General features: G+C 44.2%; 13 protein-coding genes. 4 read left to right on the top strand and 9 right to left on the bottom strand.

Translation table 11 applies throughout. The features are described from left to right. Positions 1-153: 153 nt before the first annotated feature. Both HRM2_RS19650 and HRM2_RS25545 read left to right on the top strand, forming a co-directional pair. Positions 154-438: a hypothetical protein gene (locus HRM2_RS19650; protein ID WP_015905784.1), complete on the top strand. Its 285-nt coding sequence runs from the start codon at positions 154-156 to the stop codon at positions 436-438. 250 nt (positions 439-688) lie between these two features. Then, a complete protein-coding gene (locus HRM2_RS25545; protein ID WP_015905783.1) occupies positions 689-2,719 on the top strand; it encodes a methyl-accepting chemotaxis protein in 2,031 nt (676 codons plus the stop codon). 89 nt (positions 2,720-2,808) lie between these two features. On the opposite strand, the gene HRM2_RS19640 is transcribed toward HRM2_RS25545, so the two are convergent. From HRM2_RS19640 to HRM2_RS19620, 4 genes are all read right to left on the bottom strand, one after another. Next, on the bottom strand, positions 2,809-4,338 hold the full coding sequence (locus HRM2_RS19640; protein WP_015905782.1) for a glutamate synthase-related protein: 1,530 nt from the start codon (positions 4,336-4,338) through the stop codon (positions 2,809-2,811). Positions 4,339-4,363: 25 nt separating this feature from the next. After that, positions 4,364-4,867, bottom strand: a complete 504-nt coding sequence (locus HRM2_RS19635) for a hypothetical protein (RefSeq protein WP_232364083.1) — start codon at positions 4,865-4,867, stop codon at positions 4,364-4,366. Between the two features lie 260 nt (positions 4,868-5,127). Beyond that, positions 5,128-5,814, bottom strand: coding sequence for a nuclease-related domain-containing protein (locus HRM2_RS19625; protein ID WP_015905779.1), 687 nt, complete (start codon positions 5,812-5,814; stop codon positions 5,128-5,130). A gap of 240 nt (positions 5,815-6,054) precedes the next feature. Then, a complete protein-coding gene (locus HRM2_RS19620; RefSeq protein ID WP_015905778.1) occupies positions 6,055-6,765 on the bottom strand; it encodes an NYN domain-containing protein in 711 nt (236 codons plus the stop codon). A gap of 293 nt (positions 6,766-7,058) precedes the next feature. On the opposite strand from HRM2_RS19620, the gene HRM2_RS19615 reads away from it, so the two are divergent. Next, a complete protein-coding gene (locus tag HRM2_RS19615; RefSeq protein WP_015905777.1) occupies positions 7,059-7,691 on the top strand; it encodes a class I SAM-dependent methyltransferase in 633 nt (210 codons plus the stop codon). 30 nt (positions 7,692-7,721) lie between these two features. Further along, positions 7,722-8,471, top strand: a complete 750-nt coding sequence (locus HRM2_RS19610) for a hypothetical protein (RefSeq protein WP_015905776.1) — start codon at positions 7,722-7,724, stop codon at positions 8,469-8,471. A gap of 10 nt (positions 8,472-8,481) precedes the next feature. On the opposite strand, the gene HRM2_RS19605 is transcribed toward HRM2_RS19610, so the two are convergent. The 5 genes from HRM2_RS19605 to HRM2_RS19585 form a co-directional block, all read right to left on the bottom strand. Further along, a complete protein-coding gene (locus HRM2_RS19605) occupies positions 8,482-11,712 on the bottom strand; it encodes a DEAD/DEAH box helicase family protein (protein ID WP_015905775.1) in 3,231 nt (1,076 codons plus the stop codon). A 102-nt stretch (positions 11,713-11,814) separates the two neighbouring features. Beyond that, positions 11,815-12,588: a nuclease-related domain-containing protein gene (locus tag HRM2_RS19600; RefSeq protein ID WP_015905774.1), complete on the bottom strand. Its 774-nt coding sequence runs from the start codon at positions 12,586-12,588 to the stop codon at positions 11,815-11,817. 709 nt (positions 12,589-13,297) lie between these two features. Next, the gene (locus HRM2_RS19595) at positions 13,298-13,639 is read right to left on the bottom strand and encodes a tetratricopeptide repeat protein (protein ID WP_015905773.1); all 342 of its coding nucleotides are present in this window, start codon (positions 13,637-13,639) and stop codon (positions 13,298-13,300) included. 144 nt (positions 13,640-13,783) lie between these two features. Continuing rightward, entirely contained in the window at positions 13,784-14,839 is a 1,056-nt protein-coding gene (locus tag HRM2_RS19590; protein ID WP_015905772.1) for a hypothetical protein, read from the bottom strand. Positions 14,840-14,841: 2 nt separating this feature from the next. After that, complete coding sequence (locus HRM2_RS19585; protein ID WP_015905771.1) at positions 14,842-15,189, bottom strand: hypothetical protein; 348 nt, start codon at positions 15,187-15,189, stop codon at positions 14,842-14,844. Positions 15,190-15,260 lie beyond the last annotated feature (71 nt).

The following is a 15,260-nucleotide window of genomic DNA, read 5'->3' as shown; positions in this document are numbered from 1 at the left end:
CGGTTTTGTCCTTTCACATCTCCATGCCATTGTTCTTGATGCTTGTTTGCAGGATAATGGCCGTTCTTGCACAAATTTAACACAATACGAATAAACCCTTAATCGTGTCGCTGTATCCTGGTCTCAACTAAAATTCGAGTGGAGACATCTCACATGGCATATCTTTTTTTAAGTGACGGCGGCCCAGAGGCAGAAGACTACGACAGCAACTATTATTATTTTGATGCGTCTGACAAAGCGGCCCTGACAGCCATTGAAGAAATGATGATTCACGAGGATAGTCAGGATCCTGAGATCAAGGCCAGGCTTTGTCGTATTTGCAGGGAAAGCATAAAATCCAATGACAGCTGGAATCTTTTTAAAAGGTTATCCGCCTGGTACCGGCGCTTTGCAGTCAATTTTAACCCTGGGTATTTCAGACCGACAATTAACAGTTAACCCGAACCCTTTCTCCCAGCTGTTTTGGTGGCGTTTTACTCGAGCAAGTCCTCTGCCACGGCAGGATTCGTCTGTATCAGGGTCAGCAGGATGCTTTATCCCGGCCCGGCGGCGAACCGGCGGCGATTTTATCTTTATCTTTATCTTTATTTGAGTATATACTCCTTGTGAAAATTTTTGGCCCACGATTTTTTTGTAAAAATTTTGTTCTGGATTTGCGTGAAGATTTTAATTTCAAAGGGGTATTAAAATGAAATTCAAAGATTTCAGTATTAAGAAAAAGTTATACACGACTTTTGCTGTTTTGCTCATCGCGTCCGCAATTATCATTTATTTTTTTGTGCTGGGGCAAGTAAATTCCATAAGAAATACCGAATTGATCAAAGCAAAAAAACAGCTGTCCAATGCCCTTGACAGCACAGTAAAGGCGAAAGAGGACACATGGATTACCAATGCCCTGCAAATAGCGATTAATGAGGATATCATTGACGCTCTGGATACCAATGACCGGGTAAAAACCATGGAGATCTTGAAACATTATGGAAAAATGTTCAAAGAAAATACAGGTTTTAAAAATGTTGCAATCCATATCATTGATTCTAACCTGAACTCTTTTGTAAAATCCTGGGACAGCACGAACTCTGATGAAAATCTGGATTATAGTGAGGCATTCAAAGAAGTTCAGAGATCTAAAAAACCCCTGGTCACCATGGAGGAATCTTCAAAGGGGTTAAGACTCAAAGGATTGTTCCCCATTTTAAAGGAAGGCCGGTTTCTGGGCATTGCAAACTTTGAAGGGGGGCTTAACTCCATTAAAAGGACCTTGGAACCCAGTAATATTGAGTTTTTGTATTTTATGGATGGAAAGTATCTTACCATTGCCAAAGGGTTGAAATCCAAACCGAATTTTAAGAATTACTACTTGAGCCAGAATGATGCGGATGAGAATTTCTTAAACTATGTTTTAAAAGAGCTCAATCTTGAAAAGGCGCAAAAGGATGGCGCATTTGACGATAAATATTTTACCGTTGCCCTGCCTGTTAAGGACTTTTCAGGAGAACAATTAGGCTTTTTTATTCTTGGAAAAAAAGCAGCCCTTGTAACCGAGACCATTAATGCCAGTGCACAGACCACTTACAAGGTCATCGGGATTGTTTCGTTGATACTGCTGGCGCTTTTTGTTTCAGTTATTGCCATAATCAATATCTATGTCACCCGGCCATTGGTGGGTGTTGTTGAAACCATGAAGGATATTGCCCAGGGAGAAGGTGATCTTACCGTTCGAATCCAGACAGATTCAAAGGATGAAATTGGTGAGCTGGGGAGCTGGTTCAATGTTTTTATTGAAAAACTCAACAAGATTATTTTAAATATCGTGGCAAATACAGGCGCCTTGGACTCCTCATCCAAAGAACTGTCCGGGGTATCGGTGCAGATGACTTCTGACGCGGATCAACTTTCAACCCAGACCAACAGCGTGGCGGCTGCAGCAGAAGAGATGAGCAGTAACATGACTTCCGTGTCGGCAACCATGGAGCAGGCATCCATGAATGTGAGCCAGGTGGCATCGGCAACAGAAGAAATGACAGCCACCATCAATGAAATTTCAACGAACACGGCTAAAACCAGCACCATTACAGCTCAAGCCGTTGTTGAAGCTAAAAATGCCTCGGAAAAAATCAATGAACTGGGGATCACCGCAAGGGACATCGGAAAAGTAACTGAGGCCATCCAGGATATCAGTGAGCAGACCAATCTGCTGGCCTTAAACGCCACCATTGAAGCTGCCAGGGCTGGTGAAGCCGGCAAGGGATTTGCTGTGGTCGCAAGTGAAATAAAAAACCTTGCCAATCAGACAGCCGTAGCAACGATTGATATTCGCGAAAAGATCGAAGGCATTCAACGAATCAGCGGTCAGACAGTGGAAGAGATCCGGCGGGTGACAGGTATTATTACCGACGTGAATGAACTGGTTAACACGGTGGCATCAGCAGTTGAAGAACAAGCCGCCACAACCAGTGAAATTGCTGAAAATGTCAATCAAACCTCCATTGGATTCAGCGACGTTAATAAAAATGTCGCCCAGGCGAACGATGTTGCCGGTCAGATTGCCAGGGAGATTGCCCTGGCAGATCAATCAACTACGGCCATGGCAGGTAACTGCGCCCGTGTAACTGAAAGTGCCGTAAACCTGAGCAAACTTGCACAAGAGATGTCTCTGTCCACCAGCCAATTCAAGACCTGTGACCCGGGTGCTGATGCCCGCCAGAATGGAAAATAAATCAATCAGCATCGACGGCCCACTGCCCGTGGGCCGTCTTGATCTGGCTGTATCTTCCTGGTGGGGCGTTAGGGCAAAACCTGGCATGATCAGTTCCTGGGCATGAACCACTGGTCTGTCATCAATGCCCTGGCTTCGGCGGTCAGGGGAATGAGGTCGGTTCTGTCGAGCAGGTCCAGGTTGAACTTTCGGTTCAGGGCCGCAAAATGCTTGAGCCCGAAGGCAATCTTGTTGAGATAGGAAAAAACCCCAATGGCCCCGGTGGAAAAATCATTGGCCCGGGTGCCGTAAATGGCGCGAAGATCGGGCAGGTCGCAGAAGATCTCCTCAACGGTTGATCCGTAGGCCTTGAACCTGTCCGGCACATTGCCGCTTCGGATCTGGTCACCGATCTTTTTAGCGGTCATGGCCGCTGCCATGGACGCCCGGCACAACCCAATGGCCAGAACATGGCCCTGGCCATAGGCCAGCCCCTTGAATACCTGATCTTCACTTGCAAATCCTCCGGTCATCACCATGGCCGGGAGCGTCAATCCCTCTGATACCAATTGACGGCAGATGTCGACCACGGCATGCTCCAGGCAGATCGTGGGCAGCGACCACTCGTTCATCATCTTGGACGGGCTGTACCCGGAACCGCCCCCGGCACCGTCAAAGGTGACCATGTCCACCCGGGCGTTACAGGCAATGCGGAGCACCTGTTCAATATCTGCCCTGTCAAATCCTGCCATTTTAAAATAGATGTTTTTAGCCCCCATATCCCGGAGTTCGTCAATATGAGCCATCAGTGTATCCTCAGTCCACAGGGGCAAACGGCCATAGGTGTAAAAATTAGGACAGATCCCGTCCTGGTAGGCCGCCTGCACGGAGGCATCACTGGGGTCAGGATGGACCACATTGCCGGCCCGCTGGCGCTCAAGCGCGGTTTCAAGATCCTTTACCCGGATCACCGGCTGGGTCCCCTTGGCGGCCTGGCCGAATTTAATTTCAATGGCTTCAGCCCCGTATCGCTGGATGGCAATCCTGGGAACCCCCATGAGATCGTCATCCACATTGCACTGGAGCACAATCTGGCCATACCCCCTGTCATATTTTCGAAAGCAGTCAAGGGCCTTGCCCAGCAGGGGAAAGTCCGTCACCTTGTTGTTTTCGATTTTCAGGTTCGGCTCATTGTTTCGGGCATGCTCTCCGATCACACAGGTCACCCCCGCCATGGCAGCCCCGGCAAAGTAGTCCTGCCAGTTGAGCTTGATCAATGCCGGAAGGATCACCGGCATTGTCATCTTAACGGGGTTGATGGTCCCATAGGTCCGCTCAAGATTCACATTGAAAATGGTTGCCTCATCCTGGGTCGCCTCGGCGCCCCGGGCACCGAACATACGGCCATTGATGTTAAAGTGGGAAAAATCAATGGGATAGTCTTTTTCCGATGCAATCTGGTTGTTGCCCGTTGTCATGGGGTATACGGTCTGTGCGCCCAGTACAGCCGCCTGGGACAGCTCACAGGTGCCGTTGCACTCTTGTGTGCAAAAAGAGCACATCCCGGACTGGGGGGATATGAACGAACTGCGATTCTTTGCAAATGTAAATCCGGAACTCAGGGAGGGTGAATAGGTCATGGCAGGCACCTTTTGTTTGGTGGGATTAATGATTGCTTTTCGAAAACAGATAATTAAATGGCAAAGTAATGAGGTCACCAATAATATATGTTAGAAAGATTATTGTTATCAAAACAGCATAAAAAGGGAATTGGCCCTTTAAAAACATGGGTGCTATAACTCCGGCCAGCCATAATGATTTATAAATAAGTTGAAGGAAAAGTACAGGCGAAAATTTTATAGGAGATATCAATCCAAAAATTGAAAGAAAACCAAAGGCAAGGTAAACAGCCCCTGTGATCCCAAATATTACTGGGTCTTGATCTGGCATTTTCAACAATGATTGAATCAGGTCTGGATTCATAATTATTCCAAGGCCAAATCCTCCTGCACCTAAAAAAGTATAGCCGTACATAATTCTCAATTTGCCTGTTTGGGTTAATTCAACCATAACACCTCCAACCTTGATTTTTATATCGTGTTCGAAGTTTTTGTCTTCACCTTGCCCAAAAAAACCAGAATCGGACATCGCTATCTTTTTAAAATACATTCATAAGGGCTATCAGCAATTGTATCATAAAGAAATAAAAAATTTGCACGACCCCAGAATTGGTTTCATCGTCCTGAGTCTCGAAGGCTTTCCGGGAACTGAACACACGGTCATTCCTTTTAAAGTGGGAAAAATTAATGGGGTAGTCTTTTTCCGATGCAATCTGGTTGTTGCACGTTGTTGTGGGGAATACTGTCTGTGCGCCCAGTGCAGCCACTTGGGCCATTTCCATGACCTTACCTTCTAAGGAAAATGAAATTTCATGAATCATATTGTTTGGAAAGAATTTCAATATCTCGGCATTTTATCTCCAGCTGGTAAATTATTTGCTGAATCCGCTTTTCATCCAGATTATGCACTGTTTTTGATTTAATCACATTCTTCAGTTGCTTTGGATTGATGACAAACATGCCATCATAGGGCGTTTTCCTTTCCACGAACCAACCCGGAAGCGCAACAACAGGAAAAACGGAAACCGATAGCCCTGTAGACTGTTTTAACCATTTGGCGAGCCATTTGGCTTGTCTCTTTGCCTGCTCAAGGTATTGTTTGTCTTTAAAGTCAGGAAAGACAATCTCATTGTTGATATAACATGCCTTTGCATCATTGATATGATTGTCTGAAATTTTTTTTGACCTTGCCTTGGTTTCTATGGCAAACACGCCAGCCGGACCCACAACAACGTGATCAATATTAAAATTATCAGCAGGGAAATCATGGAAAACATAGTTGCCTTCAGGCATGATTTTGTGCAATTCCTGGGCCGTAACCAGTTCTCCTTCATAACCCAGTCTCAACGTGCTTCGAACGCTCATTTTTTTGAAAATTTTGAAAAGACAAAATCCAATAAGCATTAAAAAAGCCCCATACAAAAAAGGGAAGTTCTTTATGGATGGTGCAATGCCTTTGTTAGAAGCCATATGTACGACTTCATTAAAAAGCATCATGGATAAGAGAAAAATACCAACCAGATATAGATTCATATCCTCTGATAGTACTTGGATTTCTTGATTTAATGTATGCCCAGGCAACCTTAACAGTGCTGAATCAGAAAAAGGGGAGCGTCTTTTTTTCTTTCGTTGAAATCGTTTATACATTGCAACAGATACGTATAAAATTCCAAGGACAACAATGGGTACAAAAATTTGAATAATCAAAGGTATCTTCTGGCCTTCATTAAATATAGTTTATTTTTTCTTTCGCGCATCTCTAACCAGATAGGAATTTCCAGGTCCGCGTTTGAGTTCAAATAAATCGATGGGTTTTAAAAGACTACTTAAATTTTTGTACCCGTAATTTCGACTGTCGAAGGAGGTTTTATTGGATATGTGGGAGCCCACAGGTCCTAACGCAGCCCAGCCATTCTCTTCTTCAGTCGCTTCGATGGCCTGGCGTAATAAATTTATAAGTTTGGTGTCTGATTTAAGATTTATTGTCTTTTTGGGTGTGGTGCCATTCTGTTCAGGCTCCTGATCCAGAAATAAAAATTTGGAACATGCATTAACAAAAGGAGAAGGCGCCTTACGCTCACCAAATCCAAGAACAACCTTACCCTCAGCAAGGGCCCGTGTGACCATGGGTGTGAAATCACAATCAGATGATACAAAACACATGACATCGATATTTTTGGTATACATTACATCCATTGCATCAATGACAAGGGCAATATCCGAGGCATTTTTTCCCTTTGTTAAGTCATATTGCTGTATGGGTTGAATTGCATACTCGTGGAGGAGTTCTTCCCAGGATTTTAAACAGGGGTTTTTCCAATTTCCATAGGCCTTTCTTATTGTAACTACACCATATTTTGCAACTTCGCTCAGTACGTCTTCAAACTTACTCGCAGGCGCATTATCCGCATCTATAAACAATGCTATCTTTTGAGTTGATTCATTCATTCCGTTCTTTTTGCCTCATTGTGGGTTAAACGATAAATTTTGTTAGAGATTATGCTGAATTTTGATCATACACAAGATTATTTCAAAAAAAATCAAAAACCACGAGACAAGAATTATGGTAAAAACATTTAACCTGAATCATGCAAGCACTCTTTGACTGTTGAACTCCTGATCATAAATGGAATCTTTGCTTTTCAAGGTGGGGTTTTTATGGTTTAACGGCTGCCAGGAACATATCGTTTGCCCTTGTAAACGAAACGCTGATTAAACCACTACTGCTGAAAGAAAGAAACATGCCTGAAAATTCATCCACCATTAAATATTACCAGAAAAATGCAGAATCCCTGGCCCAACGTTATGAATCGGCCGGGGTAGAAGAGATGCAGGCCCTGCTGAAGTCCTGCTTTGATCCAGGGGCAAAGCTCCTGGAGATTGGCTGCGGATCAGGCCGGGACGCTGCATTCATGAAGGCCAGTGGTTTTGATGTCACGGCAGTTGACGGGTCTGCAGAAATGATTGCATCGGCCGGTAAACTTCACCCGGAACTCTCAGGAAAGCTTTACACCATCCATCTGCCCGAAGGGTTATCAGAGCATCTGGGGCAATTTGACGGTCTTTTTTCCATTGCCACCCTCATGCATCTCACCCGGGAAGCCATTGATGCCGTGTTTGAAAAAGCGGGGCGCCTTGTTAATGAACAGGGCCGGTTTTTCTTCTCCGTGCCATCCCGGCGGGACGATGTGAATCAGGGGGAGTTTGATGAAAAGGGGCGGCGGTTCACGGCCATGTCTGTTGAAGAGTGGATTCTGGCTTCTCAAAAGGCCGGTTTTGAGGTGGTCAGCTCCAGAACCACGGAGGACGGCCTTGGCCGTGAAGGCATTGTGTGGCTCAATTGCCTGGTTCAGAAACGAAAAGATCATGTTTGATTGAAATCACGAATAGGGATTGGCAGGGATATGAAATTTTTTCTTAGATTCACCAGCGTTTTAATCGGTTTGCTCGTTTTTATTCCAAGCGTTTGCTTTGCCCATACCTTATACCTCAAAGACGGAAGAAAGATACAATCCGACTCCGTCTGGGAAGAAGCGGGATATTATATGTATTCCCTTTATGGGGGAACAATCGGAATCTCAAAAGATAAGATTGCCCGAATTGAGTATTCCCAAAAGGAAGAGTCCTTTTTCCAATTTGACATATGGCCCTTTGGGAGCACTGTAAACAAGGTCTTGAACATTGCAGAAAGAAATGATGTCCCGTTGCATAGATCCGGCATAATCTCAAGCAACAAACATTTTCATGCCCAGGTCAGAAAATCTTCTGGAGCAACCCATTTTTATTATAAAACAAAGCTGCTTGGACATTTCTCAAATGTGGATCTTTTTTTTACGCCGATCTCTAAAAAATTACATACGATAGAAATTAAATGGTTAGGTCAGAACACCAAAGATCCAAAACTTACCAATGAAATAATTTCCATGGTTTCAAAAAAATATGGGAAATACCAGAAAAAGAGTAAAACTTTATTTTATGTAGCCACTGAATGGCAAATCGGCCCTGGCAACAGAATAGAGATGCAAACCCATTCATTGGCTATTTCTTTAAAATACATCCACAAGGGTTATCAACAATTGTATGAAGAAGAAACGGAACATTTGAAAATTCAGAAAATTAAAATCGGTTCCCAACAAGATAAAAATAAATTTTAGAATTCTGGTTTCAGGTCTCAGGTTCAGGAAGAACCCGTACAAACTCTCCAATAATGGCGAAGTCTTCTTTGTTTTCCGGGTCAAGCTGGATGGTTTTAAAGTCTTTATTGACGGATTCAAGGAAAATTTGTGAGTGCCGCCAACCTGTTTCAGGGTCCTCTTTCTTTATGCTGCGATAGCGTTTGACTGTGAATGAAGATTCTGTGTCAGGGTCAAAAATCCCACTGCTTTGAACCAGCACGGTTCTGCCGTTTCGAGATCCGCCCAGGGCAGATCCCCCTCGGAACAAGCAATAGGCGCCGTCGGGGATGAGGGGTTCCATGGATTTTCCTAAAACCTGGAGGACAAACATGTCCGGTTTGGTATCATCAATCAATACCCACCCTGCCGGCTCCCCGTTGAAGGGCAGCCCCGTATCTAATCCAAAATTGCCTGCAGCAGCCTTCAGGGTATAAAAGGGCACGCATGTTTTAAACCGCTGTTCAACGGGTGGGTCCGTAACGAACCGGGCCGTATGGGTTATAGCCCCAGGCGCACTGGCGCTCTCTACTGGCTGAATTTGAACGGGCTCCAGACGCCATTCCTTATCCTTTTTAACAAAACGGACCTGGTGGATTTCTCCAGGCATTCCGGCCTGGGGGCCAAACCAGTTGCGCAGAATATCGGCAATAATATTCTCTCCAGCCTCATTCTGTATGACATTGACGGCAATTTTGGCAAACCGGGCTGTATATAGGTTGCCATTAATGCGGATGCTCGTCTCGCCTTTGGGTAAAACCGGTCTCAGGCTGTCATTGAGTTTGATAATCGGGGCGGTGCCACTTCTTATTAGCTTGCACACGACCGCCTGAATTTTTGCTACCGCCGGGTTATAACCCACCAGACGGCAATTAACGATCTCCTGCAGCAGTGATTCAAACAATTCCTGGGCTTCAGGTGCCACCGGATTTTTGTATACAAACTTACCGTCGGCGACTGAAAAAAAGACGTTTTGTTTCTGTTTTCTGCCGGATAGATTGCCGCCAATCAATGCATTGACTGGGTTGTCAAGCCAGTAGCGATGCCATTCATCTGCTTTTGAGAACCGTATCTTTTCATGGGGGGCAAACTTTGCGTGAATATCATGGAGCAGGACCGGCCGACGCAGGAGGACGGCCAGGGCCTTGTCCGCCAGGATGGCTGTCCCAGGAGGTTCCATGAACCCGTTGAGCTCAATCATTGCTTCAAGGGTGATAAGTTTAAAACACTTGGTCAGGGCTGTCTTTTCCATTTCCCTGAAGAAGCCAATATGGCTGAACAGCTGTTGAAAAATGTCCGGCTCAAGGTCTGCTTTAGCATACAGCATCTGCAGCCAGCTGCCATGTGTGCGCCGGATGGCTGCAAACGTGATTCCATAGTGGCTCATTTCAAGAGCTGTGGGCCGCCGGCCATTGAGTTCGCTGAGATACTCGTAAATTCTGTTCGGATTTCTGTTGATCCGGGTCATTTTTTTGAAAACATCGATGACTTCAAGGTCCATGTGCAACTTGCAACCCGGGGGAAGCGCAAATGTCCCTTTCTGGAAAGACTTGAGCGCATCGACAAAGGCAGGGCTACCCGGCTGGAGCCCGAACAACGCCTGGGGACCCTGGAGAAAGCTTCGATGGTTGCCGATGAAATCAATCACCACCAGGCGCTCTTTGCCGTCCTTAAGCCTGAGGCCGCGGCCAAGCTGCTGGAGGTACACCACGGGTGATTCGGTTGGTCGTACCATGAGCACCGTGTCAATCCCTGGAATATCAACGCCTTCATTGAACAGGTCCACACAGAAAATGATCTGCAGTAAACCATTGCTCAACCGGTCAATGGCGTCGTGTCGGCGAACCATGGATTTTGAATGAACGGAAACCGCTTTTACGCCTTTGCCACTGAAAAAAGAGGCCATGAAATCGGCATGGTGAATCGAGACGCAAAAGCCCAGGGTGCGGCTCTGTCCTTTTTCCGTCCATTCCTCAAATATCTGCAGGGCCCGGGCCTGGGTTTCAAAGGCAGTCTCTATTTCTGCTGGGTCAAAGCGCCTGCTGCGCCAGGGGATCAACTCATAATCCACATGCCGGTCGTAGATCCCAAAGTAGGTGAATGGACACAGCCGACCCGCTTCAATGGCTTCAGTAAGATCAAAGCGAAAGGCAACATTGTTGTCACAGAATGCTTCAATATCCCGGCCGTCACTGCGTTCAGGGGTTGCCGTCAGGCCAAGCAGAAAGGATGGGGTGAAATAATTGAGAATGTTCTGGTAGGAGGCTGCCGAGGCGTGGTGAAACTCATCAATGACAATGTAATCAAAGGCTGTTCGGTCAAACTTTTTGAGATGGATTTTTTTGCCAAGTGACTGGACCGAACCAAACAGGATATCTGCATCTTCAGATTTCTCATTGCCATGGAAGAAACCCACTTTCATCCTGGGGTTGACCGTCAGAAAGGTTGATGCGGCCTGGCTCAGGATCTCTTCCCTGTGGGCAACAAAAAGAACACGGCCAAAGCCGTTCCTTAGAATATCAAAAACGGCAAGCCAGGTTTTTCCAACCCCAGTGGCCATGACAACAAGTGCCCGCTGTAATCCGTTGTTCCGGCTGTCCCGCAGGGCTTCCAGGGCCCGTTCCTGAATAGGGTGGGGCGCTGGAAGCGGCGGCGGTATTTCAGAATCAGGCAATTCAATGGGCACCCGTCTCTGCTCATACTGTTCAATCCAGTCCCAGGACAATCCCAGGGTCGTTGTTTTGTTAAACAACTGTGAAAAAGAAGTACACGCCTGGACAAAGGCCGATGGTGTCTGGCAGCTGTCGATGCAAAGGTTCCATTCTATCCCCTGGGTCAATGCGCTTTCAGACAGGTTGCTGGAGCCGATAAATGCAATGCCCTCCCTGTCGTTGCGAATGAAAATATAGGCCTTGGTATGAAATGCACCTCCGTTGTGGCAGGCGTGGATGCGGACGTCGGCTCCGGCTTCGTGTAAAAGCATCAATCGGCGAAGGGCTGCAGGCTCTGTCACATCAAGGTAATCACTGGTCAGAAATTCAAATGGTACCTTTCTGGCCAGGGCTTCTTCAAGGGCACTGCTTATCAGGCGAAGGCCTGACATCCGGGTAAAAGAAACCGCCATCTGAATTGCCGTGGCCTTGTCTATTGCCTGCAAAAGGTGGGGTAGCAAGGGGTCGGCCGTCCCCCCACTGATAAGATATGATTGTTCAGCAATATCCACGTTTTTATCCTATTTCATGCCTGACCGGAAACAGGGTATCTTTCCAAGTGCAGGGCGGCGCTAATGTTACGGAGTTTTGTCTAAAACATGATCAAGCCAAGGTCAGAGGTTCACCGTGCCCCTGCATTTTGGATAGTTTGCACAGCCCCAAAATTGTTTTCCTTTGTTTTCTCCCCGTTTTACTTCACGCATTACCATGGGCATCCCACATTTAGGACAAGAGGGTGTGTTCTCTTTCTCAGCCACAATTTTTTTGACGTGTCGAACATGATCCCGGTTGGTCTTAAAAGATCTTGCCAGTCTGCCGCCATTAATATGAGAGACGATGTTTTCAACCTGACCCTCAGATAAAACGGGACTTGTTTTGGATTTGATAAATTTGGCATAACCAAAGCCGTAGGTTACGTTTTCCGGCATTGGGGTTTTAAAGGTGCTGTCGCCAACAAAAACAATGACCGAGTGTATCTGTTCCGGGTTAAGTTCAAGCAATGATTGTAAAGTCCTTACATGTTTATAGTTCTGGTGGAGGGGATTTTGAAATTTGCTTGAATGTTTGTAAATCTTCTGGGTCCATGTCTTTTGGTGAGGGCTGCCAAATATCCAGCCTTTCATGTTTTTTGTTTCAACAACAAAGACCCCATACCTTGAAACAATAATATGGTCGATCTGTGTGGTGCCGTCCTCCGTTGGCAGGGTAACATTTTTTATCAGGTGATACACCTTTTTATCCAGCATGAATTTTGCCGAAAGGTTAACAATTAATTCACCTGCAACGCCTTTAAACCAGGGCGTTTTGATCAATCCTATTAAAATTGCGACAGGGATGAGAATCCCAAACACTTCCCATGCCTGATTGAAAATTGGTGTTAAATCCATTCACTGCCCCTGTGAGTTGCATAAAGAATAAATCAATCCTTTTTTGTCTGAAGAACAAGGAACGATAACAGATTCTCCAGAACGTTTAAGGATTCCATTCCATGGAACGTGAATTTATTCCTGATGCAAAAAGATGGCAAGGAGATTATGGTTAAATTTATTTTTAATGGAGATGGGACGGATTCATGGAACATCACCTGAATTCACTAAGCGTGAAAATCTGAACTTCATGATTGTTCAGCGTGGGTGGTATGGTATCAAGATCATCTGGCAAACGTATGTTTTACTGCAATTAAAGGACGCTCATCCGGGTGTAGAAAATTTTTATTGAGGCAGTGTCATGATATCGTGTTTTTTTGTTCAGCTAATGTGAATCTGTTTTTTTGTAATTTGGTTAAATTTTGGAAGATGCTTTATCTCTAATAAAATTGATTTCTTCACTCAACTGAATATGGGAATCAGCTGGTCTATGGAATTTGAGAATAATGCATGTATGGTTTAATTTTAAGACATTGACGAATAATGTAAGAATTATTGACTTTTATTGATTTAAGAAAAGGTGTGGACTGACAGGGATAGTCTGGAGTGGTTGTTGGGGTCGAAAAAGTAAGGATTATACGTTATAGTGCTCAGTCCCATTAAACAGGGGGCTTATAGACATAATGTGAGGTCTGATTTTTTCCTTAAAATTTTACTAAAAATAAGATTTCTAAATTTTTTTCTCCCTTTTGAATTCATCATAATTCCTCTGCACAATTTTTGTATTTGGATGATCTTTCCCAAGCTGGGCCTTTAAGATCTTCAGAGCCCTTTGATAAAGGGGTTCTGCTTCTTCATATTTGCCCTGGGACTCATATAGCCCGGCCAGGTTGTTCAATGTGGCTGCGACATCTGGATGGTCAGGGCCTTTTGCCTTCTCTACTCTTTTCCAACAGTTTAAAAAGATGGTTTCACTTGAAACGTATCTTCCTGTCCTCTCTAAATATTTACCTAAAGTAGATAACCTTGCTCTTCTGCGGTCGCAGCTTTTTGCGACCCGTAGCAAGAGCATTGTTGGAAACCCATATAATTCTTACAGTGTTGTTTTTGGAGCCGAAAACGTTAACCTAAGACAATTCTCAGGGTGTTTTTTCGGGATTCGCTCAATATATTCAGACTGTTGACTTGGTCCGGCAAGAATTAAAGTTATGTTACACTATTCAAACACCTGATACGCTAATTGACGTTTTAGATAGAACTCCTTTGAGGGGGTCGCCCCATTTCGTATTTTTTCACCATAACGAAATACTAATTCTTCGCAACGTTGAGCTTCTGATAGAAAATCTATTGCAAGATGGTCACTAAAACGTTTCATTTTTTCTTTCACTCGCTCTCTAAAGTAAATACGCCGCTGAAAAGCAGCTGGATGGTCCATAAACTCATTTACTTGGATTATTTTTTTAGAATATTGACGATTAGGAAATGCCCCCTGAAAAAACATCATAAAGGTCAACCCTATGTCCAAACCACTAAGAATATTCACAGCCATTTTTGGATCAGGAACACAAAAAGTTGCAAAATTCATTATGAGGTCAAAGGCCATAATGTCCGCTATACTTTCTCCAAACTGTGAGGATAATGCAGGAGGTGCATCAACCCCTAAAATGTTGCTAACTTCTCTCCAAGGATCAACATCTTTCAATTCATTTGGGTCTATTATTACATGGGCCAGTTCATGGAGTGCAAAAAATAAAATGAGAGAGTGAGCATGTCCCATAGCTTTAGGTACTATGCTTGGGGGTATTTCTGAGTAATTTAGCTTTGGTGCAAAGATTGCGTCTCGTCGGCTATCCCAATCTTCACCACGTTCAAAATAAATTAATGCTGAAGAAAACAAATAATCAAGTATCTCTTGATCACTGAATTTACCCTCATCATGTAATAAACTACTAAAAATTGCAGAATTGTTCCCAGCAAAATCAGCTATTCCTGTATCTAAAAGAACGAATGCCGGTTCACTTGGCGGAAAGCAAGCTTCTCCATTCACTGAGCCAAAGGGTATAAATTCAATTGCTGTTGAACTGATAGTTTCTTTAATTTTTTCATCTGATTTCAGTGCTATTGCTTGCAACATTTGATTCAAGTTTTTTCGCAATGGTTCTGTAGCAATGCCTTTTACTAATGCACTCTTTTTGCCCAACATTCTACCAGTGATTTCTTTTCTTGCCAACTTATGGCTATGTTTGTATGTGGGGTTATCAAAAATCACCATATTCACTCTCCAGTCAATGATTTAATTATCAAACGAATTGTTTGTTCTTTGTCATCTGTAATAATTATTTCTGTTTTATTAATTTTTGCCCTTTGAGTTTTGGTTTTCACAAACCAAGAGTGAAGTGCATTCGCCGCTAAGCCTGTTGCAATCCCCACTGGGATACTAAGAATAAAATTTAGGATATCAGACACCCCAACAGCCCTCTTTTTATTAATTGTTGTAAACTGCGGAGATAGTAGGATATCGTTTTCCAAAGAAATATGCTTTGATATGAGGCCACTTTCATCTAATAAGTGGGGAAATAGTGAATTTTGCTCTGCTACCTCGACAGAAATTATAATATTCATAACAAAATCCTTAATGATTCTTTTTTTTGTTTTTATAATCTATGTTATTTTCTCAACGGTTGGGTAATGAT

The sequence above is a fragment of the Desulforapulum autotrophicum HRM2 genome, assembly GCF_000020365.1.
Taxonomy (GTDB): domain Bacteria; phylum Desulfobacterota; class Desulfobacteria; order Desulfobacterales; family Desulfobacteraceae; genus Desulforapulum; species Desulforapulum autotrophicum.
The sequence above is the reverse complement of the archived record's forward strand: the minus strand, read 5'-3'. Positions and strand labels throughout refer to the sequence as shown.

What these genes read in the sequence shown, in the direction of transcription:
- HRM2_RS19590 (WP_015905772.1), bottom strand. Translation starts at nt 14,839, where the DNA reads ATGGTGATTTTTGATAACCCCACATACAAACATAGCCATAAGTTGGCA.
- HRM2_RS19620 (WP_015905778.1), bottom strand. Translation starts at nt 6,765, where the DNA reads ATGAATGAATCAACTCAAAAGATAGCATTGTTTATAGATGCGGATAAT.
- HRM2_RS19585 (WP_015905771.1), bottom strand. Translation starts at nt 15,189, where the DNA reads ATGAATATTATAATTTCTGTCGAGGTAGCAGAGCAAAATTCACTATTT.
- HRM2_RS19635 (WP_232364083.1), bottom strand. Translation starts at nt 4,867, where the DNA reads ATGTATTTTAAAAAGATAGCGATGTCCGATTCTGGTTTTTTTGGGCAA.
- HRM2_RS19610 (WP_015905776.1), top strand. Translation starts at nt 7,722, where the DNA reads ATGAAATTTTTTCTTAGATTCACCAGCGTTTTAATCGGTTTGCTCGTT.
- HRM2_RS19600 (WP_015905774.1), bottom strand. Translation starts at nt 12,588, where the DNA reads ATGGATTTAACACCAATTTTCAATCAGGCATGGGAAGTGTTTGGGATT.
- HRM2_RS19625 (WP_015905779.1), bottom strand. Translation starts at nt 5,814, where the DNA reads ATGATGCTTTTTAATGAAGTCGTACATATGGCTTCTAACAAAGGCATT.
- HRM2_RS19640 (WP_015905782.1), bottom strand. Translation starts at nt 4,338, where the DNA reads ATGACCTATTCACCCTCCCTGAGTTCCGGATTTACATTTGCAAAGAAT.
- HRM2_RS19595 (WP_015905773.1), bottom strand. Translation starts at nt 13,639, where the DNA reads ATGCTCTTGCTACGGGTCGCAAAAAGCTGCGACCGCAGAAGAGCAAGG.
- HRM2_RS19615 (WP_015905777.1), top strand. Translation starts at nt 7,059, where the DNA reads ATGCCTGAAAATTCATCCACCATTAAATATTACCAGAAAAATGCAGAA.
- HRM2_RS19650 (WP_015905784.1), top strand. Translation starts at nt 154, where the DNA reads ATGGCATATCTTTTTTTAAGTGACGGCGGCCCAGAGGCAGAAGACTAC.
- HRM2_RS25545 (WP_015905783.1), top strand. Translation starts at nt 689, where the DNA reads ATGAAATTCAAAGATTTCAGTATTAAGAAAAAGTTATACACGACTTTT.